The organism is Amycolatopsis sp. DSM 110486 (assembly GCF_019468465.1).
GTDB lineage: Bacteria > Actinomycetota > Actinomycetes > Mycobacteriales > Pseudonocardiaceae > Amycolatopsis.
In genome coordinates this window covers 5388161-5410122 of record NZ_CP080519.1, presented here as the reverse complement: position 1 = coordinate 5410122, position 21962 = coordinate 5388161, and the positions used below count along the sequence as shown (strand labels likewise).

The following is a 21962-nucleotide window of genomic DNA, read 5'->3' as shown; positions in this document are numbered from 1 at the left end:
CACCCGGGCCGGGAACTCAGTGCCCGGACAGGTCGATCGCCTTGTCGAGCTCGCGGGGCTTCAGCACGCGCAGGATGCCTTCGAGCAGGTAGTAGTCCGCGTACGGCAACGAGATCTCGATCCCGTCCTCGGCCGGGCGGTTGCGCGTGCAGCGGGCCACCACCGCGTCGGCGCGGGTCGACTTCGTCGTGAGGCACGTGCGGGAAGTCGCCTCCAGCAGGCGCAGACCGGCGGCGCGGTACTCCGGGCGGCCCGCGGCCGAGGCGAGGTCGATGAGGCCGCACGCCATCACGACACCGGCGGAGGCGTCCTTGATGTCGTTGGGCGCCTGCGGGGCGCTGTAGTCCCACACCGGCACGTTGTCGAGGGTGAGGGCCTTCAGCGCGAAGTCGGCGAGCCGCCGCGCGGTGGTGAGGAACGAGCGGTCGCCGGTGCGGCGGTACATCGTGGTGAAGCCGTAGATGCCCCACGACTGCCCGCGCGACCAGCACGACGCCGGGCTGTAGCCCTGCACGGTGTTCGGCCCGATCTCCGCGCCGGTGGCCGGGTCGAAGTCGAACACGTGGGGCGTGGAGCCGTCGGGGCGCAGGAACACGCGCTGCGCCGTCTTCGCGTGCTCGATGGCGATGTCGAGGTACTGGCTGTCGCCGGTCTGCTTGGTCGCGAAGTCCAGCAGGTCGAGGTTCATGATCGTGTCCATGATGATCCGGCCCGCGTCCTTCGGGTCCGTCAGCGAACCCCAGGCCCGGATGAAGTGGCCCTTGGCGTTGTAGCGCTTGATCAGCGACGAGGCCGCCTGGATCGCGCCGGCGCGCCACTTGTCGTCGCCGGTGATGCGCCACGCGGTGACCCACGACGGGTAGAACAGGAATCCGAGGTCGTGCGTGCTGGTGTCGTTCTGGCGCGGCGCCAGTTTGTCGGCTGACGCGAGTGCGAGCGTGCGGAATTGTTCGTCACCGGTGTGCAGGTATGCCATCCAGAGTGTGCCAGGCCAGAATCCGCCGACCCAGTCACCATTCTGCGAAAAGGCCCATTTCTCGAACTTGGTCCCGGTGGGAAACGAGGTGACGCCGGGCGCGACCGCGCTCAGCTTCTTCACCGCGTAGTCTGCCGCTGAGCGGAACACCTTCTCCTGGCTCGCGATGTCGGACACTCCCTGCTCCGAAGCCACCGCCGGAACGGTGCTGGTCGCGGTCGCCGCCACGGCGGCACCGGCCGCGGTGGTCAGCAGGGTACGCCGGGAAACGCTCACGATTGCCCGCCATTTCACAGTCGTGGAAAACACCAGTGGGGAAATGCCTCACGAGAAGGCCGCCTGAGTTTTACACGACCGTCATGTGCTTGTACACCCACCAAAGCGTGCTTTCACGGTTGTGAATTGTTCATGGATGTGAACTCGCTATTCCACGCTCCGGACCGGAGTGAACCACGTGCTCACTCCGGTCCGGACCACTCAGTGGTGGTGGTGCGCGTGAACCACGGCGTGCCCCTTGCCGCGGCCGATCATCCACTTGTTCACCGGCACCGTGATCACGAAGGCGACGATGAGCGAGAACAACAGCGAGAGCCAGAACAGCGCGGACGCCAGGCCCGCGTCCATCGCACCCGGGACCACGACGATCACGAGGTTGTCGACGATCTCCATCACCGCGATCGACACGGTGTCGGCGGCCAGCGCGACCTTGAACGCCGCCGAGAGGCTCAGGCCCGACTTCAGGACACCGCGCATCGTCAGGCCGTAGCCGAAGACGAACGCGAGCACGATCGACAGCACCACGGTGGCCGCATTGTGCAGCCCGAACGCGGTGCCGAGAACCATGCCGAGCACCTCACCGATGGCACAGCCGGTGAGGCAGTGCAGCGTCGCCTGGATCGCGGTCGACCAGGACGCGCCGTGCTGGTGGTCAGTCATGTCACCCACTATACCCCCTTAGGGTATCTCACTGCTGGGGAATGTCGCTGTCACGGTCAGCCGCCGAGGAACGACTTCATCGTGGTGATCTCGGCCTCCTGGGTGTCGACGATCCGCTGGGCCATGGCCTTCGCGTCCACACTGCTCCCCTGGGCCAGCTCGGTGCGCGCGATCGCGACGGCACCGCTGTGGTGCTGGATCATCAACTCGAGCCACTTGCGGTCGTAGGCCGCGTCGCGCAGCTGGTCGAGGCCGGCGGTGTCGACCATGCCAGGCATCTGACCGTGATCCATGCCGCCCATCAGTGAAGGCACCGGTGCGCCCCAGTCCTTCAGCCATGCTGTGAGCTGGTCGATCTCGGGCTGCTGGGCCTGCTGGATCTCCTTCGCCAGCATGATCACGCGCTGGTCGCCGGTGTGCTGCGGCACGGGCCCGGACATCTCCACGGCCTGACGGTGGTGCGGGACCATGTCCCGCGCGAACGTGACGTCCGCGGCGTTGTGATCAGCGGGCGGGGCGAAGGTCTGCGACGAGCAGCCGACGAGCACGGCGGCGATCGCGGGCAGCGCGAAGCCCGCCAGGAACTTGCGATTCATGACGTTTTCTTTCCTCACTGGGTACGACGGAGTTCGGACACGCCGGAGCTCGTGCCCGCTCAGATCCGCAGTGCGCAGGAGGCGGTGAGGCGTTGTCGACCCGTTCGTGGAGGCGGCGCCCGGGCAAACCCGGCGGACCAGCGTTCGACCGGACCCGACACCACACCCTCGTGGCGCCGGCGCAGCAAGGCCAGTGCGAGCAACAACCCCGCCGCGGCCAGCAGCACAGCGAGGCACAGGTGCAGCATCACGTGGCCGCCATCGCTCGCGGGCGGCGCGGCAACCGGATCCGCCGACGTCGAAGCCACGGGCACCGGAACCATCGCCACCGCGGGCGCGTCCATCGCCGAGTGCGCAACGGACACCGACTGAATCCCGCTCATCTCACCACCGCCCATCCCACCACCATGCGGCGCCGGGATGTGGTGCATCGCGAGCACGCCGAAGACCAGCGCGCCGAGCAACAGCCAGCGCGCCGGAGCCGGAAGCGGGAACCCGCGGGGCGGTCGAGTCATCACCCCCAGGGTAGCCACATACCCCAAACGGGTACCAGGTGCTTCCAAGATCACCGTTGAACTCACTTCCGTAACCCTTTGCACACGACCGGTTGACCCCTGTGAGCACGCTCCCTTACGTTCACTCCAGGTCGCCGACGGTGCGCAGACCGTGAACCGAAGGAATGGTGGGGATGCGAGGGCCGTCCAAGACGCTCTTCCTGGGCGTCGCGCTGCTGCTCAGCGCGGTGGTGGGGCTCGGCAGCTGTTCCTCCGCGCTCCGGACGCCGACGGCCGACGGCGACGAAGCCCCGGTCCGGATCGCCTTCGTGCCGAAGGTCGCGGGCATCGCGTACTTCGACGCCATGAACGCGGGCGGCCTGGAAGCGGCGAAGCGGCTCGGCGCGCAGTGGATCACGCGCGGCCCCGCGACGGTCGACCCGGCGGCCCAGACCGCCATCCTGCACGACCTCGTCGCCCAGCACGTCGACGTGATCGCCGTGGCGCCCAACGATCCCCGCGCGCTCGCGCCCGCGATCGCCGACGCTCGAGCCAAGGGCGTCCACGTACTCACCACCGACACCGACGCGCCGGAAACGCAGCGCGAGGTGTTCGTGAACCAGGCTTCCCCCGAAGGCGTCGGCACCGCGCTCGTCGACGCGCTGATGGCGAAAACGAGCGGCGGCGGCAAGTTCGCGATCGTCTCGTGCGGGCGGACCGCCGCGAATCTCAACGCGTGGATCTCCGTCGAGCAGAGCTACGTAGCCCAGCGCTACCCGAAGGCGCAGCTCGTGGAGACCGTCTATGCCGGCGAGGACACGACCACGGCGACCGAGCTCGCGAAGCAGGTCCTCGACCGCCACCCCGACCTCACGGGCCTGATCGGCGAGTGCACCACGTCGGCTCCCGGCGTCGCGCAAGCGGTGCGGGACCAGCAGAAGATCGGCCGCGTCTACACCGTCGGCACGGGCACGCCGCAGACGATGAAGCCGTACCTGCTCGACGGTTCCTGCTCGATGTCGGTGCTGTGGAACGTCGAATCGCTTGGCTACCTCACCGCGTGGGCAGCGGAGCAGCTGGTGGAGGGCCGCTCTTTCGGCCCCAGCAACAACGTGAGCCTCGAACTGCCCGCGGTGAAATACGACGCGCGCTCGAAGACCATGCTGCTCGGCGACCCGCTGCTGATCACCCAGGACAACGTGGACCAGTTCAAATACTGACGGCCGGAGCCCCGCTGACGGAGCCCCGGCCTCAGTCCTCGCTACGAAACAGTGCCTTATAACAAAAAAGTGCCTTGCTGTGAAACAGAACCTCAGCGCACGTCGATGGTGACCGCCGCCGTGGTGACGCGGGCGGGCAGCTTCGTCGTGTCGATCTTCAGGTACTCCCCGTCGTCCTGCTGACCGTTGGGCAGCGTCTTGGCGTGGAGCGCGTACGGCGGCGCGGTGTTCGAGAGGCCGTCGATGCCGAAGTCGTTGTCGTTGCTGACCACGAGGGTGCGGCCGCCGTCGGTGGTCGCGACGCCCTCCACCTTGTCGTGGCCGAAGAAGCCGCCGGTCGGGTCGAACCCGGTCACCAGCGCGCCGAGGTCGACATACAGCTTCTTCGCCACCGGTGTGATGCCCACCTCGGCGAGGTCCGCGGTGGCCTCTTCGGTGGTGTCCTTGCCGACGTAGGCGTCGATGCTCGACTGCGCGTCACCCACGAGCAGCCCGCCCTTGGCGGAGTCGTAGGCGGCACCGGCCACCTTCGCCTTCGGCCCGACGTCGGTCGCGCCGCGCAGGTCGATCTCGTAGATCTTCTTGAACGCACCGGGCTCGAAGTTGCCGTCGCGCTCGTCCACGAGGAACTTCGTCGACGAGAGCGCGGTGATCTCGCTGACGGCCGTGCCCGTGTCGTCCGGGTCCTGCAGCAGGTACAGGTACTCGTGCGTCGCGTGCGTGCGCAGGTCCACCGTGACGATCCGCAGCGTGGTCACGTTGCCGGGCTTCTTCGTGAGGTCCGGCTGCTGCAGGGCCGACTGCATGATGCCCACGAGCGTCTTGCCGTCCGGCGTGAGCGCGAGGCCTTCCATGCCCTTGTTGGGCACGCGGTACTTCAGCTCCTTCGGCAGCGAGCCGTCGAACGGCGAGAGCCGCTCGATCGCGCGGCCGTCGGCGCGGAAGTGGGTGATGAAGGGACCGTACTCATCGGACACCCAGAACGTGCCGTCGCGTTCGGCGACGAGACCCTCGGAGTCGTACCCGTTGGGAGTGGCCGGCAACGGCTTCCCGTCGAGGCCCACGATCGTCTCGCCGGTGTCGGCCGCCGTGCTGACCTGCCCGTTGTACGGCGAACCGTCCCTGGCGCGCAACGGGATCCGCTTCTCGAGCACGGCCTTGCCGTCCTTGAGGCGGAACTTGCCGATGGCCGGGTCGAACGCGGGCAGCGGCTCCACCTTGGACCCGTCCGGCGCGTCGACGTTCGGCCCGCGGTCGGTGAGGCCGTAGAACTCGTCGCGTGACCCCGGCACCGGCGTGAGCGCGGAACCGTAGGCACCACCGGTGAGCTTCACGCCGCCGATGGTCGCGAGCGGCGGCAGAGAGGTCGGGTAGAGCTGCACCGCGTCCGACACGGAGTACGTGAAGGTGTCGCGGCCGTGGAAGCCCGGCGCGGGCGTGTAGCTGAACGACCCACTGGGGTCGAGGGTCAGCGACCCGTGCGCCGGCGCGGTGTGGCGCACGATGGCGCCGCTCGCGTCACCGCTGCTGTCGTTGCCGAGCACCCCGTCGCCGTGCACTTGCAGTGCCCGGCCGGCTCGCGTCCCGTAGTGGTCGTCGCGGGCGGCGAACGCGGCGTGCCCGTCGCCTCCGTGCGCCGACGCCGTGCCGGTGGCCAGCAGCGGCAGGGCGAGGATCCCCGCGGCGACCCCGATTCTCACGCGCTTCATCCGTTTTCTCCTCTTCCGGCGTCACACGACACCGGAGGAGAAGTCTGGTTAACAGAGTTGGACAACCGCCGTCTTCGAGGCGACGCCCGCGTTAACGGCCTCGTCTCACATGCGCTGCCGCCGCGCCACCACCGATCACGAGAACCAGCACGGCGACGCTCCACCTGCGTTGTTTCTCCACGCGGTGGCCGGCGTCGGCCACCGGCTGCGGTGTCGCGACGGGACGGAACTTCGTCGGTGGCGCGACCGAGGTCGAGGCGACGATCGGGGCGGGCGAAGTCGCGTTCGGCGGCTGGGGCACCGCCGGCGGCTGCTCCGCCAGCACGGGCGGCGGTGGGTCTTCCGCCGTCTGCGAAGGTTTCACCGAGTTCGACGACGGTGGGGGATCCAGTCGCGGGGACGGCGGAGGCGGTGGGGGTGGCGGCGGCGGGGGCGGTGCCGTTGCCCCGGCGAGACACCCGGCCGCGTCGGAGGCGTAGAGCTCGGGCCCGGTGCTGATCTCTTGCGCCCCTCCGGAGCCGTCGCGCGGCAGGCGATAGGTCACGCTGCGGTGGCCGATGCGGTTCGCCGTCGCGTAGAGGGCACCGTCCGGACCGAACACGACCGAGCCGTACGCCGTGGCGAGGGGGAACTTCAAGCCCGGCACGGTGGCGACGCGGCCGTCGCGCGGGTTGATCGTGACCACCGAGCCGTGGCCGGCGGCCGTGACCGAGACGCCGTAGAGCAAGCCGTCCGACGGGTTGTAGGCGAAGTCGTCGACGCCGGTGGACAGCACGATCGGCCGCAGCTGCAGGTGCGCGACCACGTCGAGGTAGTGGGGACTGGCCGGGTCGACGTCCACTGTGTACAGGCTGTTGGCGTGCAGCAGGTACCACGAGTTGCCGGCCATCGCGCCACCCGTGGAACCGGTCGCCCAGCTCCAGATACCGTGGCGCGCGCCGGCGCGGAACACGCCGCCGAGGTCGGTGACGTGACCCGAGCCGTCGATCCGCACCGCGTGGGCGCCGTCGTGGAAGTGACCCGAGGCCGGGCCGTCGGCCACGCCGTAGACCACACCTTGCGAGGCGGAGTAGGCCATCGCGTTGATCGTGTAGCCGGGATTGCCGAGCGACTGCCGCTGCCCCGTCGGCAACGTGAGCCGGACGAATGACGACGAGTGCGAGTTCTGGCTCTCCACCTGGAGAACTGGGCACGTCGCCGGCGCGGCCGGGTGCGTCCGGCCGGGTGATTCGAGCCACCCCGACGCCACGAGCAGCGCCGACACGGCCGCCACGGCGGCCGCCACCGGGAGGAAACGGGGAATGCGCACGGCCCTCAGCCCAGTCGCGCCAGTGCCGAGCTGAACGCGTCGGGTTGGATGCTCGCGCCGCCGGCGAACGGGTTCTGCAGCTGGAAGATCGCGTAGAGCAGCAGTGCGATCGTGCCGGCCAGCGTCGACACGATCACGAGGTGCGCCGCCATGCGCGTGCCGCCGAAGAGGTTGGGCAGCAGCACGGAAATCAGGCTGCCGAAAATCAACGCGAACCACACCACGGAGCCGACACCGCTCGAGGCGGCGTCGGTGAGACGCGCCTGTCTGGCCTGGTACACCTGCCACAGGTCGTTGGCGGCCTCGGTCTTGCGGTCGTTCTCCCAGTCGCTGCTCGCCTGCGCGCCGGCGATGGTGCGGCGCAGCTGGTCGAGCTGCGTCCAACCGGTGTCAGGGACCGTGCCGCCGTCGGCCAGGCGCGGCCATTCTTGGTGCTGCACAGTACTGGCGTACGCGGTGGCGAGCTGCTGCACGCGTTGGCCGGTGTCGCCTGGCAGCGCTTCGGCGGCCCAGGTCATGGAGACGAGGCTGTCCGCCTCGGTGTAGGAGCCGTCGCGCGCGGTCCCCACCGCGTCGAAGAGCGAGATCAGCACGAACGCGACGAGCACCGCGTGGAGACCGCCGACAATGGTGAACACCTGACCGGCCGCATCGTTGTTGTCACGACGACCTTCATCCCAGCCGAACCGCCTCACCAGATAGCCGATACCGCCGCCGACCACGGCCGCTCCGACCACCCAGAAGATCCCGGTCAGGTAGACGTTCATCCGACCCCTTTCACACTCGCAGACCACTGGATCCGCCATTGTTCGACGAATTCCCGGAAGTGGGCCCGCTCAAGTTAGTCATCTGATTCCCGAGCGACAAGAAGCGGCAGTTCGGTTCATTCGAGTGGCCCTGCGAGGCCCCCGATGATCACTGGAACGGAGCAGTTGAATGTTGGAACACCTGCTCTGGATACGCCCGTTCACCTGGGGTGCGCCGGCGATCTTCGGTCGAACTTCCCGTCCGGGTGAGTCCTGTCGACCGAGTGTGACGAACGCGGCGCCGACGAAGATCGTCTAAAACTGGCGCTTCGACAACAGCAACTGGAATGTCCGATTACCCGTTCTGGCAAACAGGTGAACCGACCCGGTTACCCGATCGTGGGATTGTCGGGCGAGGCCGGGTTGCTATGTTGATTCCGCGGTGCCGACCCGAATGAATTGCAGCAGGATAACGAACTCCAATTCGTGCTGGAAACTTTCTCACACGTCCGAAATCCGACGATAGGTGGTTTTCGCTGTGACCGTCACGGACCCCGTGGACTCCGCGAATCAGGAACAACCGCAACTGAGCCTGGGCCGGGCCGCGGCCCGCACGCTCGCGACGACGACCAAGTCCGTTCCGCAGATGCAGGGCATCACCACGCGGTGGCTGCTCAAAGTGCTGCCGTGGGTGGAGGTCTCGGGCGGCGCGTACCGCGTGAACCGCCGGCTGAGCTACGCGGTGGGCGACGGCCGCGTCACGTTCACCACGACCGGCGCCGAGGTCCGCGTGATCCCGCCGGAGCTGCGTGAACTGCCGGCGCTGCGCGGTTTCGACGACGAAGAGGTGCTCATCGAGCTGGCCGGCAGGTTCGTGCAGCACGAGTTCTCCCCCGGCGACGCGCTCGTGGAGTTCGGCCACCAGGCCGACCAGGTCTTCCTCGTGGCGCACGGCAAGATCAGCAAGGTCGGCACCGGCGCGTACGGCGACCAGACGGTGCTCGGCACACTCGCCGACGGCGACTACTTCAGCGACACCGTGCTCACCAACGCCGACGGGATCTGGGAGTACACGGCCAAAGCCGTGACCGCGTGCACGGTGCTTTCCCTGTCCCGCAGCGAGTTCCAGGGCGTGCTCGACCGCTCCGACGCGCTGCGCGAGCACCTCGACGCCGTCGCCGCCGGTTCGGCCGGCCCGGCCAACGACCACGGCGAGGCGGTGATCGACGTCGCGTCCGGGCACGACGGCGAACCGCAGCTGCCGGGCACGTTCGTGGACTACGACAGCTCGCCGCGCGAGTACGAGCTGAGCGTGGCGCAGACCGTGCTGCGCGTGCACAGCCGCGTCGCCGACCTCTACAACCAGCCGATGAACCAGATCGAGCAGCAGCTGCGGCTCACGGTCGAGGCCCTGCGCGAACGACAGGAACACGAGCTGGTCAACAACCGCGACTTCGGCCTGCTGCACAACGCGGACTACTCCCAGCGCGTCTCCACCCGCACCGGCCCGCCGACGCCGGACGACTTCGACGACCTGCTTTCCCTCGTGTGGAAGGACCCCGCGGTCTTCCTGGCGCACCCGAAGACGATCGCGGCGTTCGGCCGCGAGTGCAGCCGCCGCGGTGTGTACCCCGACGCGGTGGACCTCGGCGGGCACCAGGTGCCGGCGTGGCGCGGCGTGCCCGTGTTGCCGTGCAACAAGATCCCGGTCACCGAGACGCGCACCAGCTCCGTGTTGCTGCTGCGCACGGGCGAGCAGTCGCAGGGTGTCGTCGGTCTGCACCAGACCGGGCTGCCCGACGAGTACCAGCCGGGCCTGAACGTGCGGTTCATGGGCATCAGCGAGCAGGCGATCATGTCGTACCTGGTCAGCGCCTACTACTCCGCCGCCGTGCTGGTGCCCGACGCGCTGGCCGTGCTGGAGAACGCCGAGATCGGGCGCGGTGACTGAGCATGGCCGCGCCCGCCACCCCGCCGCGCCCGCCCGAGGCCGCCCCCGCGCGGCCCGGGCCGGCGCCGCTGCCCCTGTCGGCGTTCGGGCCGACGGGCCTGGGCACGAGCGCGCTGCGGATCGTGCCGAGACCCGCGTCCCAGCGACCTGGAGAAGCTGAGCCCACCAAGCGAGGAACCACATGACCGTGACCGAAGAGCCGCCGCTTTCCCTTTCCACGCGCGCGGCCCGGACCCTGGCCACCACCACCAAGTCGCTGCCGCAGATGCGCGGCATCACCCCGCGCTGGCTGCTGTCGCAGCTGCCGTGGGTGGAGGTGCCGGCCGGTTCGTACCGCGTGAACCGCCGGCTGACCTACACCGTCGGCGACGGCCGGGTGAGCTTCTTCAACACCGGCGCGCGGGTGCAGGTGGTCCCCGCGGAGCTGGCGGAACTGCCGCTGCTGCGCGGGTTCGCCGACGCCGACGCGTTGTCGGCCTTGGCCGAGCGCTTCGAGCAGCGCGAGTACGAGCCGGGCGACACCATCGTGACGGCGGGTTCGCCGCTCGACTCGGTGGCGCTGCTGGCGTTCGGCAAGGTTTCGCGCACCGCACCCGGTTCCTACGGCGAGGAGGCGCACCTCGGCACGCTCACCGCGGGCGACCACTTCGGCGCCGAACTGCTGGGCGGCTCAGCGGGGAACTGGACCTTCACCGCCAAGGCGGCCACGCGGTGCATCGTGCTGGCGCTGCCGGCGGAGGCGTTCGCGCGGCTCAACGGTCGCGTCGAAAGCCTGCGCTCGCACATCAGTGACGTGCTGGCGAGCCCGGGCCGCGAGCACAACAAGGCCGGCGAGGCGAGCATCGACCTGTCCGCCGGGCACGACGGCGAGGTCGCGCTGCCGGGCACGTACGTCGACTACGACCCGGCGCCGCGGGAGTACGAGCTCGCGATCGCGCAGACGATCCTGCACACGCACAACCGCGTGACCGACCTCTACAACCAGCCGATGAACCAGCTGGAGCAGCAGCTGCGGCTCACCGTCGAGGCGTTGCGGGAGCGCCAGGAGCACGAGCTGGTGAACAGCACCGACTTCGGGCTGCTGCACAACGCGGACCTCGGCCAGCGCGTGACCACGCGCAGCGGCCCGCCGACGCCCGACGACCTCGACGAGCTCCTGTGCCGTCGGCGCAAGTCGCGCTTCTTCCTGGCGCACCCCAAGGCGATCGCCGCGTTCGGGCGCGAGTGCACGGCGCGGGGCCTCTACCCGGCCAACTCGATGCTCGACGGACGCCGGGTCACGACGTGGCGCGGGGTGCCGCTGCTGCCGTGCGACAAGATCCCGATCTCGCCGCAGGGCACGACCTCGATCCTCGTCATGCGTACCGGCGAGGAGGACGCGGGCGTGATCGGGCTGCGCCCGGCGGCGTTGCCGGACGAGTACCAGCCGGGGCTGAACGTGCGGTTCATGGGCATCAGCGACCGGGCCGTGACGTCCTACTTGGTCAGTGCGTATCACTCGGCCGCAGTGCTGGTGCCGGACGCGCTGGGAGTGCTCGACGACGTCGAGATCGGGCGCTGAGCTTCTTTTTCGGAGGGGATGTATGACCACAGTGGACGCCCGGGCGCGGACGGTGCCGGAGGTGCTGGCGTGGAGCCGGGACCTGTGGGAACCGGCGATGCGCGCGGCGGTCGACCGGCTTCCCGACTCGATGCGCCGCATCGCCGGATACCACTTCGGCTGGTGGGACGCGTCGGGCGCCGAATCGGCCGTACCGGCCGGCAAGGCCCTGCGGCCGGCGTTGGTGCTGCTGTCCGCCGAGGCGGCCGGCGGCGATCCGGCCGACGCGATCGCCGCCGCCGTGGCGGTGGAGCTGGTGCACAACTTCTCGCTGCTCCACGACGACGTCATGGACGGCGACGAAACCCGCCGCCACCGGGCGACCGCGTGGACCGTGTTCGGCACCAGCCCGGCCATCCTCGCGGGCGACGCGTTGTTGACGTTGGCCTTCGACGTCCTGGCCACGGACGGTCCCGCCGCTGCTCGCGTCCTGAGCACGGCAGTGCTGGATCTGTTGCACGGCCAGAACGAGGACCTGGCCTTCGAACGACGAGCGTCCGTGGACCGGTCCTCCTGCATCCGCATGGCCGAGGGCAAGACCGGCGCGCTTCTGGGTGCCGCCTGCACCCTGGGCGTGCTGGTCGTCGGCGGCCGCGGCACGCACGTCTCGGAACTCGGCGCGTTCGGCCGCTCGCTCGGCCTGGCGTTCCAGCACGTCGACGACCTCCTCGGCATCTGGGGCGACCCGGCCGTGACGGGGAAGCCGGTTTACTCGGATCTGCAGAACCGGAAGAAGTCGCTGCCGGTGGTGGCGGCTTTGGCCTCGGAGACCCCGGCCGGCCGGGAGCTGGCCGAGTTGTATCGGCAGGACGCTCCGCTGTCGGCTGGGGAGCTGGCCCAGGCGGCCGTTTTGGTCGACTCGGCGGGTGGGCGTTCGTGGAGCTCTTCGGAGGCTGCGCGGTTGCTGGCTTCGGCATTGGCTTCGCTGGCCTCCACGACGCCGGCGCCGCGCCCCGCGGCGGAACTCACGTTGCTAGCCCACCACATCACCCGCCGGGACCACTGAGCCGCGGTGACCGACCTGGCGCGCTCGTGTCCCTCCCCCAGGACACGAGCGCGCCGTTCCCGTGCGCTGCCGAGCCGTTGCAGCACGTCTGAATTGCAAATCTGTATTCAGGTGCTACCGTCAAGCACATGACCGAACCTCATGAAGCACTGCGGATCACCGAGGCCTCTCCCACCTACTGGCGGGCGACCTTCACCAACGGGCCCCTGAACGTCTTCGATTCGGCGATCATGATCGCCCTACAGGGGCTGCTCGACAGAATGGAAGCGAGCGACGAACTCAGAGTCGTGGTGTTCGACAGCGACGTCGAAGACTTCTTCCTCGCGCACTTCGACATGAGCGGCGCGTCGACCGAAGTGGCTCGCGCCCAGGGCCCGACCGGGCTGCCCACGGGGCTCGACATCACGACCCGGCTCACCACGTCGCCGGTGATCAGCATCGCGAAGATCCGCGGTCGCGCCCGCGGGATCGGCAGCGAGTTCGCCCTCGCGTGCGACCTGCGCTTCGCCAGCAAGGAAAGGGCCGTCCTGGGACAGCCCGAGGTCGGCGCGGGAGTCATTCCCGGCGGCGGCGCCATCGAGCGGCTCTCGTCACTCGTGGGCCGTGGGCGCGCACTGGAGATCATCGTCGGCTCCGACGACTTCGACGCCGCCACCGCCGAGCGCTACGGCTACGTCAACCGAGCCGTGCCCGACGCCGAGCTCGACGAGTACGTCGACACCCTCGCGAGGCGGATCGCGTCGTTCGACCGGCGGCCCATCGCCGCGGCCAAGACCCTGGTCAACCGGACGACCCTGCCCGAAGTGGGGCACCTCGTCGAAAGCCAGACGAAGTTCGGCGAGACGCTCACCTGGCCCGAGACCACGGCCCGCGTTCGCGAGCTGTTCGGCCGGGGCTTGCAACAGCCCGGTGACCTCGAGACCCGGTTCGGGTACCACCTGGGCGTGCCGTCGGAGGAAGCAGAGCGAGCGTGACCCATGGCACCGACATTTCGGTGCAGCTGGGTTGCGAAGTGATATTCTGACCGCTATGGCACCACTGCAAAATGCCACTGAGGAACTGACCGACGAGCCGGCGTGCTCCATCGAGCGAAGCCTGGAAGTACTGGGCGAACGGTGGACCTTCCTGGTCCTGCGCCAGCTCTTCCTCGGCCAGACGCGGTTCAGCGAACTGCGCGAGTCACTGGGCATCGCACCCAACCTGCTCAGCGCGAGGCTGCGCACGCTGACCGAGGCCGGGGTCGTGGAAACCGCGCCGTACCAGGAGATCGGGGCTCGGCAGCGGCAGAGTTACCACCTCACCAAGGCCGGGAGCGAGTTGTGGGTCGTGCTCATGGGGCTGCAGCAGTGGGGTGACGTGCACCGGCCGCGGCCGGCCGGGCCGTCTGCCGTGCGGCGGTCGAAGACGACCGGGCAGGCCGTGCGGGTGGCGTTCGTCGACGAGGACGGGGTCGAGGTGCCCGTCGACGAGGTGGAGATCATCGCGCAGTGAGCGCACATCTGAGTACTAAATCTGTATTCAGAGTGGTAGCGTGGCCGGCATGGACATCAAGGGATCTGTCGCGCTGGTCACCGGAGCCAACCGCGGCATCGGCCACGCCTTCGCCCGCGCGCTCGTCGAGCACGGCGCCGCGAAGGTCTACGCGGGTGCGCGAGACCCTGCGACGGTCACCGACCCCGACCTCACGCCGCTGCGCCTGGACGTCACCAGCGCCGAGGACATCGCGGCCGCCGCGGCCGCGGCCGGCGACGCCACGATCGTGATCAACAACGCGGGCATCCTCGGCAACGTCGGCGAACTGCTCACCGGCTCACTGGACACCGCTCGGCAGGTGCTGGAGGTCAACTTCTTCGGCACCTGGGCAGTCTCGCGAGCGTTCGCGCCCGTCCTCGCCCGCAACGGCGGCGGCGCGCTCGTCAACATGCTCTCCGTGGCCTCCTGGAAGGGAAACGTGAGAACCGCCGCCTACTCGGCGTCGAAGGCGGCGCAATGGTCGCTGACCGACGCGCTTCGCGAAGGCCTGCGCGACCAGGGCACGCTCGTGGTGGGCGTGCACGCCGGCTACGTGGACACCGACGGCGCCGCATGGCTGGACGTCCCCAAGATCGGGCCGGCCGAGGTCGCGGCCAAGACCATGCAGGCATTGCTGGACGACCGCGCCGAGGTCCTGGTCGACGACGCGGCGCGCCGGCTCAAGGCCACACTTTCCCAGCCCCTCGACTGAGTACCGCTCACCTACCCGGCCGAGTCAGCCCGTCACGATCGGCACCTTCGGACGACATGGCCTTGTCACCCTTCGCCAAGGCCTTGATGCCGCGCATGGCGGGCGGGCACGCCGTCAGCCCACGCAGACGGGGCCACTCACTTGCCCGGCCGAGCCAGCCCGTCGTCGGCAGCACCGCGGGACAAGACGACCTTGTCGGTGTTCGACAGCGCCTCCGTGCCGCGCGCGCTCGGCGGCGCGGAGCTCAAGTCCCGCAGACGGATGGGCGGGCCGAGGTCGATCAGCGTCGGGATGTACTCCGCCTTGGAAACAGCCCAGTGGCCGTCCGTCTGAGTGAAGGTGAAGCGCGCGGCCGTGCCTTCCTCGGTGGAGCCGCGGGGGTCGTCGTGGCGGGCGATTTCGTTGCCGAGGCCGTAGGCGACCCACTTGCCCTCGACCTTCTCGAAGGGCTGGACCACGTGGGCGTGGTGGCCGACGATCAGGTCGATGTCCGGAGACGCCAGTAGCTCCTTGGCCAACGAAGCCTGGTCGTCCGTCACCGAGTGCTGGTATTCGATCCCCCAGTGGAGGCTGGCGATCACGACCTCCGCGCCGGCCGCACGGGCGGCGTGGGCCGCCGCGACGATGTCGTCGGCGTCGATCTGGTTGGCCAGCCAGGGTTTGCCGGCGGGAACCTTGATGCCGTTGAAGCCGAAGGCGAACGACAGCTGCGCCACCTTGACACCGTGGACGTCGAGGATCAGCGGCTTGTCAGCCTCGGCGGCCGAGCGCGCCGAACCGGTGTGCTTGAGGCCCACCTCGTCCAGCTTGTCCAGCGTCCGGGTGATGCCGGCCGCACCCTTGTCCAGGGTGTGGTTCGAAGCCGTGGAGCAGGTGTCGTAGCCGGTGTCCTTGATGGCGTCGGCGATCTCGGGCGGCGCACTGAACGACGGGTACCCCGTGTACGGCCCGCCCTCGGGCGCGAGCGGCGTCTCGAGGTGGCAGATGGCCAGATCGGCACCCGACACGAGCGGCTTCACGCCCGCGAGGATCTGGCGGTAGTCGATCTCACCGCCACCATCGGCCTCCGCCTGGTCGGTGAGCGCGGGGTGGATCAGCACGTCGCCGGTTGCCACGACCGTGAACGACGCGGGCGTGGCCGAAGAAGGCAAGCCGGCAGGGGCCGAAGGAGCAGAAGCGGGCAAAGCGGCCTGAGGAGCCCCGCTGCATCCCGCCAGCACCAGCACGGCACCGGCCCATCCCACGATCGAGCGGCGGATGTGCGTCATGTTCGCCCCCTTTGTCCAGCTGCGGGCCACATCCTGCCGCATGTCGACCGGACAAGACTCAACGCCTGCCATAACGGACCGTAATCGAACCCAAGTCAACAAGAAAACCCACCAGCAACCGAAACAGCAGCACGATCAGCGCGGAGCAACAAACCCTGGTCAGCCGGGAAAAAATACGATAATTAGCCGCCAACCACCAGACGGAAAATCACTCTCCGTAGGTATCCATCCGCTAACTGCGGCAGATCCCGTGGTTGACGTCACCCGATCAAGTGTCTTGTAATACGAGTCACGCGGAGTTCACGCCCACGCAACAGTCGTCCTCGGCCCCCATGGGAGCACTCGATGTCCACATACCCGCACAGGTCACGCACCTGGAGCGTTGTTGGTTGTTGTTTGATTGCCGGTGCAGTGTTGGCCGGATGCTCCTCCGGCAAGGACACCGCCGCGCCCGCGCAGCAGGCGCCGACGAACGGCAAGATCACGCTGTACTACCTGCAGAAGCAGGGTGACCAGCAGTACTTCGTGGAGCAGGCGCAGGGCGCCCAGGCGGAGGCGAAGGAGCTGGGTGTCGACCTCAAGGTCGTGAACCTCGGCCAGGACGCCAACAAGGCCATCACCGAACTCGACGCCGCGGTCGCGCAGGGCGCCAACGGCGTCGCCATCGTGGTGCCGGACCAGGCCATCGGCCCCGAGGTCATCGACAAGGCCAAGAGCTCCGGCATCCCGATCATCGCGTCGGACGACGTGATCAAGGACGGCACCGGCAAGGCCGCCGCGTTCGTCGGCTTCAACGGCACGCAGATGGGCACCTCGGTCGGCCAAGAGGCCGCCAAGCTGTTCAAGGCCGCCGGCTGGTCCGCCGCCGACACCAAGGTGATCAGCGCCTACAAGCAGGACCTCACCGTGTGCACCGACCGCGTCAACGGCGCCAAGGCCGCCTTCGACAAGGACTCCGGCGCCCAGGTGCAGGTGATCAACGTCGGCACGGACAACTCGCCCGTCGACGCGCAGAACCGCGCCGGCGCCGTGATCAGCTCCAACCCGGGCGTGAAGCACTGGGTCGTGTGGGGCTGCAACGACGAGAACGAGACCGGTGTCGTCACCGCGCTCGCCAACTCCGGTGTCGGCGCGAACGACATCATCGGCGTGGGCCTCGGCGCCTACCTCGACTGCAAGGACTGGGCCGCGGGCAAGGACACCGGCAACAAGTCGTCGCTCTACATTTCGGGCGCCGAGGTCGGCAAGAGCGCGATCCAGGTCCTCGTCGACAAGGTCAAGAACGGCAAGGACCTGCCGCCCGAGACGATCGCCAAGACCACGATGGTGAACAAGGACAACTTCAAGGCGGCCGGCGTCAACTGCACCTGACCCGACCGCGGCCCGGGGGTGTCCACACGCGACACCCCCGGGCTCCCCTGTGAGGAAGGCTGAGGAAGGCTCACCATGGCCAGTTCCACGGCGCTCATCGCCGAGGGCATCGGCAAGCGCTTCTCCGGCGTCACCGCGCTCGACGACGTGACGCTGGAGTTCCACTCCGGCGAGGTGCTCGCGCTCATGGGCGAGAACGGCGCCGGCAAGTCGACGCTGCTGCGCGTGCTTTCGGGCGACCACGAGCCCAGCGACGGCACGCTGCGGGTCGACGGCGAGCCGGTGGTGTTCGACAACCCGCGCGCCGCGATGGCCGCGGGCGTGCGCGTGATCTACCAGGAACCGGAGATCATCCCGCACGTCTCGGTGGCGGAGAACGTGTTCGTGGGCGAGCTGCCCTCGCGCGCCCGCGTGTTCAGCCGTCGCACGCTCAACCAGCGCACGCACGAAGCGCTCGTCGAGTACGGCTTCGAAGGCGTACTCGACCCCGCCACGCTCGGCAGCAAGCTCTCGGCCGCGCAGCGCCAGCTCGTCGAGATCCTGCGGGTGCTCACCGCGGCCACCCCGCCGCGCGTGATCGCCTTCGACGAGCCCACCTCCTCGCTCTCGGAGCACGAGGTCGACGCGCTGTTCCGGCTCATCCGCCGGCTGCGCGACTCCGGCGTGGCCGTGGTCTACGTGTCGCACCGCATGAAGGAGATCTTCCAGCTCGCCGACCGCGTGGCCGTGCTGCGCGACGGCAAGCTCGTCGGCGTGCAGCAGGCCGCGGAGTCCGACGAGAACCAGCTGGTGCGCATGATGATCGGCCGCGACCTCTCCGCGCTGGAGCGGCGCGAGACGGCTGATACCGGCGAGGTCGTGCTGCGCCTGAACCACGTGACCACCGACGACGTCACCGACGTCTCGTTCGAGGTGCGTGCCGGTGAGGTCGTGTGCCTGGCCGGGCTCGTCGGCGCCGGGCGCTCCGAGCTGGCGCGCGCGATCGTCGGCGACCTGCCCGTGCGCTCGGGAACCCTCGAGCTGGACGGGAAACCGTTCAAGGCCCGCACACCCGGCGACGCCGTGAAGGCGGGCATCGGGTTCGCGCCCGAGGAACGCAAGACCGACGCGTTGCTGATGCAGCGTTCGGTGCGCGACAACGTCTCCATCGCCGTGCTCGACCGCCTGCGCCGCTTCCGCGTGATCAAGCGGGCGAAGGAGCGTGAGCTCGTGGCGGAGTACATCCGCGAGCTGCGCGTGCGCACGCCGTCGATGGAGCAGGAGGTGCGCAAGCTCTCCGGCGGCAACCAGCAGAAGGCCGTGCTCGCGCGCTGGCTCGCCCGCCGTCCGCAGCTGCTGATCCTCGACGAGCCCACTCGCGGCGTCGACGTCGGCGCGAAGGCCGAGATCTACCGCATCATCGACGGTCTCGCCGCCGAAGGCGTCGCCCTGCTCGTGATCTCGTCCGACCTGCCCGAGGTGCTCGCGCTGGCCGACCGCGTCGTCGTGATGCGCGCCGGGCACGTCGCGGGCCAGGTGAGCCGCGACGAAGCGACCGAAGAAGCCGTACTGACCCTGGCCATCCCGGCGACGGAGCCGGCCGCCGAAGACATCCAGGAGGTGGGGGCGTGAGCACCCCGACCCGGCCCAGCCCCGCGCAGGAGCAGCCGACCGAACAGCCCGACCCGCACCGGGTGTCCACCGCGCGCAAGGTGCTCAACGGCATCGGCGTGCAGAACAGCAGCCTGATCATCACGCTCGTGGTGCTCGTCGTGCTGCTCTCGACGCTGAACGACAACTTCTTCCGCACCAACAACCTGCTGCTCATCGGCAGCGCGATCACCATCATGGGCCTGCTGTCGCTGGTGCAGACGCTGGTGATCATCCTCGGCGCGCTCGACATCTCGGTCGGCTCGATGGCCGGGCTCGCGTCGGTGATCTCGGCGATGGCCTTCACGTCGACCGGCAGCTCGATCGTCGGCATCCTCGCCGCGGTCGGCACCGGCATCCTGTGCGGTCTGGTCAACGGCCTGATCATCATCTTCGGCCGGGTGAACCCGGTCGTCGCCACGCTGGCCACGCTCGCCACGTACAAGGGCATCGCGCAGGTCGTGTCCGACGGCAAGGCGCAGGGCTACACGGGCGCCGACGACCTGTTCATCTTCCTGGCCAAGGGAAGCGTGCTCGGGCTGCCGACGCTGGTGTGGGTGTTCCTGATCGTCGCGGCGGTGCTGCACTTCCTGCTGAAGTACACCGACATCGGCCGCAACGTGTTCGCCATCGGCGGCAACGACACGGCCGCGCGCCTTGCCGGCATCAACATCAACCGCTACATCATCGGCGTCTACGCGCTCGTCGGCGTGGTCGCGGCCATCGCGGGTGTGCTGATCACCGCGCGCACCGGCTCCGGCCAGCCGACGTCCGGCTCCGAGGGCCTCGAGCTACAGGCCGTCACGGGTGCGGCGCTCGGTGGCACGATGCTCAAGGGCGGCAAGGGATCCATCGTCTCCACGGTGCTGGCGGTGTTCATCCTCGGCGTGCTCGACAACGGCATGTCGGGCCTGGGCATCAACCAGTTCTGGCAGAACGTGGCCCACGGCGCGCTGCTCGTGGTCGCCGTCGTGCTGCAGCAGCTGCGCAGCGGGGAGCGCCGCGTCGGTCTGCCGGCCTGACGTGGGCTCAGTCGTCGGGGCTGACGGGGCCGGCCTGCACGCCCGCATCGTCGACACGCTCGGCCGCCTGATCGTCGAAGGGGCGCTGCCCACGGGCCAGCCGATCGTGCCCCAGGACATCGGGCGCCGCTTCAAGGCCTCCCGGACAGTGGTCCGGGAGGCCTTGCGGGTCCTGGAGTCGAAGGGGCTCGTGGCCGCACGACCGCGCGTCGGCACCTGGCCGCAGCCACCGGAGGCGTGGGACGCGATCGACCCCGACGTGATCGGCTGGCGCGTCGGCGGCCCGGATTCGCTGCGGCAGCTGCACGATCTGATGGAGCTTCGTCACCTCGTGGAGCCGCAGGCCGCGCGGCTGGCGGCCCGGCACCGGGCGCCGGACGAGCTCTCCGCGCTGGCGGCGGCGTACGGGCTGATGACCGACGCCGTGGAACGCGAGGACACCGAGGCGTTCACCGAGGCCGACACGCTGTTCCACGCCGCCCTCGTGCGAGCCGCGGGCAACGCGTTGCTCACCCAGCTGCAGGTGCCGGTCGTCGCCGCGCTGCGGGCCGCACCCGAGCCGACGACGGGCACGCTCGTGGCGCACTCGCGTGTGCTCACCACGGTGCTGGCGAAGAACGCCGACGGAGCGGAGAACGCGACGCGCCGGCTGCTGGAAACCGTTGCGGCGTACCGCTCACCGGCACCTTGACACGCCCAGTGGTCCACACCATAGTCCGTGATCGACCGGCCACCGACCGATGGCCTCCGCCGCCATGAGCTGCTTGAGGAGGACGCACCCATGCGTTTCTCGGGAATCCGCGGTTTCGCCGTGCTCGCGGCGGCGGTGACGGCCGGTGGGCTGGCACCGGCCGTGGCGAGTGCGGCACCGGCGGCGCCGGCCGCGCAGTGCTCCGTGGCCGACGCGATGGTGAAGGCCGGCGACTACTGGGTCGCCCACGGGACGAACCTCGCGCCGGCCGACTGGCAGAACGCGACGTTCCACGTGGGCAACCTCGCCGTGGTCCGCACCACCGGCGTGTCCAACCACCAGACCCTGCCGTGGGGCGAGGCCAACAACTACCTGCTGCCGACGACAGCGGGCCGGCCGTTCGCGGCCGAGGACGAGGCCGCGGGCGAGGCGTACCTCGACCTGTACACCTACTTCCACCCCGACCCGCCGATCCTCGCCGACCTGCGTTCGCGCCTGGCCGACGAGGTCGCGAACGTGCAGGCCGGGCACACGGACTACTGGGACCACGTGAGTGCGCTGAACATGGCGATGCCCTCGTTCGCCCGCATAGGCGTGATGGACTCCTCGGAGCCGACGCTCGCCGCGATGCAGAAGCTGTTCCAGCACACGGAGAAGAGCCTGTTCGACGAGTTCTCCGGCCTGTGGCGCACCGACCCGCACTCGCTGTCGTACTGGTCGCAGGGCAACGGCTGGGCGCTGGCCGCCCTGACGAAGGTGCTGCAGGTGCTGCCCGCGAACGACCCGCGGCGGCCGGAGTACCTGCGCGTGTTCAAGAAGATGGCGACGACGCTGAGCGTGCTGCAGCGGCCGGACGGCTTCTGGAACGCCAACCTGCTCAACCCCTTCGGCGGCCCGGAGAGCAGCGGCACGTCGCTGATCACCTACGGCCTCGCGTGGGGCGTCAACGCGGGTGTCCTCGACAGCCGCTGGTTCAAGCCGGTGGTCGATCGGGCGTGGAAGTCCTTGTCCACGAAGGCGGAGACCACCGACGGCTTCGTCGGCTACGTCCAGCCGAAGACCGACGGACCGGGTTCGGCCAAGGCCACCGACACTTCGGCCGCCGGTGTGGGCGCGTTCCTCCTGGCCGGTCAGCAGGTCGCCGACCTCACCCCGGGTTGCGCTCTGCCGCCCGCCAGCTGAGGTGCTTTGCGTGAAGGGCCGCCACTCTCGCA

General features: G+C 69.3%; 20 protein-coding genes. 12 read left to right on the top strand and 8 right to left on the bottom strand.

What is annotated here, in order from left to right; all coding sequences use genetic code 11:
- Window positions 1-16 precede the first annotated feature (16 nt).
- The 4 genes from K1T34_RS26340 to K1T34_RS26325 form a co-directional block, all read right to left on the bottom strand.
- Window positions 17-1252: a glycoside hydrolase family 88 protein gene (locus K1T34_RS26340; protein ID WP_220246841.1), complete on the bottom strand. Its 1236-nt coding sequence runs from the start codon at window positions 1250-1252 to the stop codon at window positions 17-19.
- 201 nt (window positions 1253-1453) lie between these two features.
- Window positions 1454-1912: a DUF4396 domain-containing protein gene (locus tag K1T34_RS26335; protein ID WP_220246840.1), complete on the bottom strand. Its 459-nt coding sequence runs from the start codon at window positions 1910-1912 to the stop codon at window positions 1454-1456.
- A 56-nt stretch (window positions 1913-1968) separates the two neighbouring features.
- The gene (locus K1T34_RS26330) at window positions 1969-2508 is read right to left on the bottom strand and encodes a DUF305 domain-containing protein (protein WP_220246839.1); all 540 of its coding nucleotides are present in this window, start codon (window positions 2506-2508) and stop codon (window positions 1969-1971) included.
- A 59-nt stretch (window positions 2509-2567) separates the two neighbouring features.
- Window positions 2568-3023 (bottom strand): hypothetical protein, encoded by a 456-nt coding sequence (locus K1T34_RS26325; RefSeq protein WP_220246838.1) that lies wholly within the window; start codon window positions 3021-3023, stop codon window positions 2568-2570.
- A gap of 173 nt (window positions 3024-3196) precedes the next feature.
- On the opposite strand from K1T34_RS26325, the gene K1T34_RS26320 reads away from it, so the two are divergent.
- Window positions 3197-4222 (top strand): autoinducer 2 ABC transporter substrate-binding protein, encoded by a 1026-nt coding sequence (locus K1T34_RS26320; RefSeq protein WP_220246837.1) that lies wholly within the window; start codon window positions 3197-3199, stop codon window positions 4220-4222.
- 92 nt (window positions 4223-4314) lie between these two features.
- On the opposite strand, the gene K1T34_RS26315 is transcribed toward K1T34_RS26320, so the two are convergent.
- The 3 genes from K1T34_RS26315 to K1T34_RS26305 all read right to left on the bottom strand — a co-directional run bounded on the left by K1T34_RS26315 (window position 4315) and on the right by K1T34_RS26305 (window position 8007).
- A complete protein-coding gene (locus tag K1T34_RS26315) occupies window positions 4315-5931 on the bottom strand; it encodes an esterase-like activity of phytase family protein (protein ID WP_220246836.1) in 1617 nt (538 codons plus the stop codon).
- A 91-nt stretch (window positions 5932-6022) separates the two neighbouring features.
- Window positions 6023-7240: a hypothetical protein gene (locus K1T34_RS26310; protein WP_220246835.1), complete on the bottom strand. Its 1218-nt coding sequence runs from the start codon at window positions 7238-7240 to the stop codon at window positions 6023-6025.
- A 5-nt stretch (window positions 7241-7245) separates the two neighbouring features.
- The gene (locus K1T34_RS26305; protein WP_220246834.1) at window positions 7246-8007 is read right to left on the bottom strand and encodes a DUF4239 domain-containing protein; all 762 of its coding nucleotides are present in this window, start codon (window positions 8005-8007) and stop codon (window positions 7246-7248) included.
- 517 nt (window positions 8008-8524) lie between these two features.
- Here K1T34_RS26305 and K1T34_RS26300 point away from each other — a divergent pair.
- The 6 genes from K1T34_RS26300 to K1T34_RS26275 all read left to right on the top strand — a co-directional run bounded on the left by K1T34_RS26300 (window position 8525) and on the right by K1T34_RS26275 (window position 14767).
- Window positions 8525-9937: a family 2B encapsulin nanocompartment shell protein gene (locus K1T34_RS26300; RefSeq protein WP_220246833.1), complete on the top strand. Its 1413-nt coding sequence runs from the start codon at window positions 8525-8527 to the stop codon at window positions 9935-9937.
- A 181-nt stretch (window positions 9938-10118) separates the two neighbouring features.
- Complete coding sequence (locus tag K1T34_RS26295) at window positions 10119-11498, top strand: family 2B encapsulin nanocompartment shell protein (RefSeq protein ID WP_220246832.1); 1380 nt, start codon at window positions 10119-10121, stop codon at window positions 11496-11498.
- Between the two features lie 22 nt (window positions 11499-11520).
- Window positions 11521-12543, top strand: a complete 1023-nt coding sequence (locus K1T34_RS26290) for a family 2 encapsulin nanocompartment cargo protein polyprenyl transferase (protein WP_220246831.1) — start codon at window positions 11521-11523, stop codon at window positions 12541-12543.
- 128 nt (window positions 12544-12671) lie between these two features.
- On the top strand, window positions 12672-13517 hold the full coding sequence (locus K1T34_RS26285; RefSeq protein WP_220246830.1) for an enoyl-CoA hydratase/isomerase family protein: 846 nt from the start codon (window positions 12672-12674) through the stop codon (window positions 13515-13517).
- Between the two features lie 55 nt (window positions 13518-13572).
- A complete protein-coding gene (locus K1T34_RS26280; protein ID WP_220246829.1) occupies window positions 13573-14034 on the top strand; it encodes a helix-turn-helix domain-containing protein in 462 nt (153 codons plus the stop codon).
- A 49-nt stretch (window positions 14035-14083) separates the two neighbouring features.
- Window positions 14084-14767 (top strand): SDR family oxidoreductase, encoded by a 684-nt coding sequence (locus K1T34_RS26275; protein WP_220246828.1) that lies wholly within the window; start codon window positions 14084-14086, stop codon window positions 14765-14767.
- Between the two features lie 137 nt (window positions 14768-14904).
- On the opposite strand, the gene K1T34_RS26270 is transcribed toward K1T34_RS26275, so the two are convergent.
- Window positions 14905-16035: a CapA family protein gene (locus tag K1T34_RS26270; protein WP_220246827.1), complete on the bottom strand. Its 1131-nt coding sequence runs from the start codon at window positions 16033-16035 to the stop codon at window positions 14905-14907.
- Between the two features lie 411 nt (window positions 16036-16446).
- Between K1T34_RS26270 and K1T34_RS26265 the strand changes: the two genes are divergently transcribed.
- The 5 genes from K1T34_RS26265 (at window position 16447) to K1T34_RS26245 (ending at window position 21930) form a co-directional block, all read left to right on the top strand.
- A complete protein-coding gene (locus K1T34_RS26265) occupies window positions 16447-17406 on the top strand; it encodes a substrate-binding domain-containing protein (protein WP_255638723.1) in 960 nt (319 codons plus the stop codon).
- A 75-nt stretch (window positions 17407-17481) separates the two neighbouring features.
- A complete protein-coding gene (locus K1T34_RS26260; protein ID WP_220246825.1) occupies window positions 17482-19017 on the top strand; it encodes a sugar ABC transporter ATP-binding protein in 1536 nt (511 codons plus the stop codon).
- On the top strand, window positions 19014-20057 hold the full coding sequence (locus tag K1T34_RS26255) for an ABC transporter permease (RefSeq protein WP_255638722.1): 1044 nt from the start codon (window positions 19014-19016) through the stop codon (window positions 20055-20057). The genes K1T34_RS26260 and K1T34_RS26255 overlap by 4 nt, the downstream gene beginning before the upstream one ends.
- A 1-nt stretch (window position 20058) precedes the next feature.
- Window positions 20059-20748 carry a FadR/GntR family transcriptional regulator gene (locus K1T34_RS26250; RefSeq protein ID WP_255638721.1) on the top strand — a complete coding sequence of 230 codons (690 nt, stop codon included), beginning with the start codon at window positions 20059-20061 and terminating at the stop codon, window positions 20746-20748.
- 90 nt (window positions 20749-20838) lie between these two features.
- On the top strand, window positions 20839-21930 hold the full coding sequence (locus tag K1T34_RS26245) for a glycoside hydrolase family 88 protein (RefSeq protein WP_220246824.1): 1092 nt from the start codon (window positions 20839-20841) through the stop codon (window positions 21928-21930).
- Window positions 21931-21962 lie beyond the last annotated feature (32 nt).

What these genes read in the sequence shown, in the direction of transcription:
- K1T34_RS26335 (WP_220246840.1), bottom strand. Translation starts at nt 1,912, where the DNA reads ATGACTGACCACCAGCACGGCGCGTCCTGGTCGACCGCGATCCAGGCG.
- K1T34_RS26330 (WP_220246839.1), bottom strand. Translation starts at nt 2,508, where the DNA reads ATGAATCGCAAGTTCCTGGCGGGCTTCGCGCTGCCCGCGATCGCCGCC.
- K1T34_RS26325 (WP_220246838.1), bottom strand. Translation starts at nt 3,023, where the DNA reads ATGACTCGACCGCCCCGCGGGTTCCCGCTTCCGGCTCCGGCGCGCTGG.
- K1T34_RS26320 (WP_220246837.1), top strand. Translation starts at nt 3,197, where the DNA reads ATGCGAGGGCCGTCCAAGACGCTCTTCCTGGGCGTCGCGCTGCTGCTC.
- K1T34_RS26315 (WP_220246836.1), bottom strand. Translation starts at nt 5,931, where the DNA reads ATGAAGCGCGTGAGAATCGGGGTCGCCGCGGGGATCCTCGCCCTGCCG.
- K1T34_RS26305 (WP_220246834.1), bottom strand. Translation starts at nt 8,007, where the DNA reads ATGAACGTCTACCTGACCGGGATCTTCTGGGTGGTCGGAGCGGCCGTG.
- K1T34_RS26295 (WP_220246832.1), top strand. Translation starts at nt 10,119, where the DNA reads ATGACCGTGACCGAAGAGCCGCCGCTTTCCCTTTCCACGCGCGCGGCC.
- K1T34_RS26290 (WP_220246831.1), top strand. Translation starts at nt 11,521, where the DNA reads ATGACCACAGTGGACGCCCGGGCGCGGACGGTGCCGGAGGTGCTGGCG.
- K1T34_RS26285 (WP_220246830.1), top strand. Translation starts at nt 12,672, where the DNA reads ATGACCGAACCTCATGAAGCACTGCGGATCACCGAGGCCTCTCCCACC.
- K1T34_RS26280 (WP_220246829.1), top strand. Translation starts at nt 13,573, where the DNA reads ATGGCACCACTGCAAAATGCCACTGAGGAACTGACCGACGAGCCGGCG.
- K1T34_RS26275 (WP_220246828.1), top strand. Translation starts at nt 14,084, where the DNA reads ATGGACATCAAGGGATCTGTCGCGCTGGTCACCGGAGCCAACCGCGGC.
- K1T34_RS26270 (WP_220246827.1), bottom strand. Translation starts at nt 16,035, where the DNA reads ATGACGCACATCCGCCGCTCGATCGTGGGATGGGCCGGTGCCGTGCTG.
- K1T34_RS26260 (WP_220246825.1), top strand. Translation starts at nt 17,482, where the DNA reads ATGGCCAGTTCCACGGCGCTCATCGCCGAGGGCATCGGCAAGCGCTTC.
- K1T34_RS26245 (WP_220246824.1), top strand. Translation starts at nt 20,839, where the DNA reads ATGCGTTTCTCGGGAATCCGCGGTTTCGCCGTGCTCGCGGCGGCGGTG.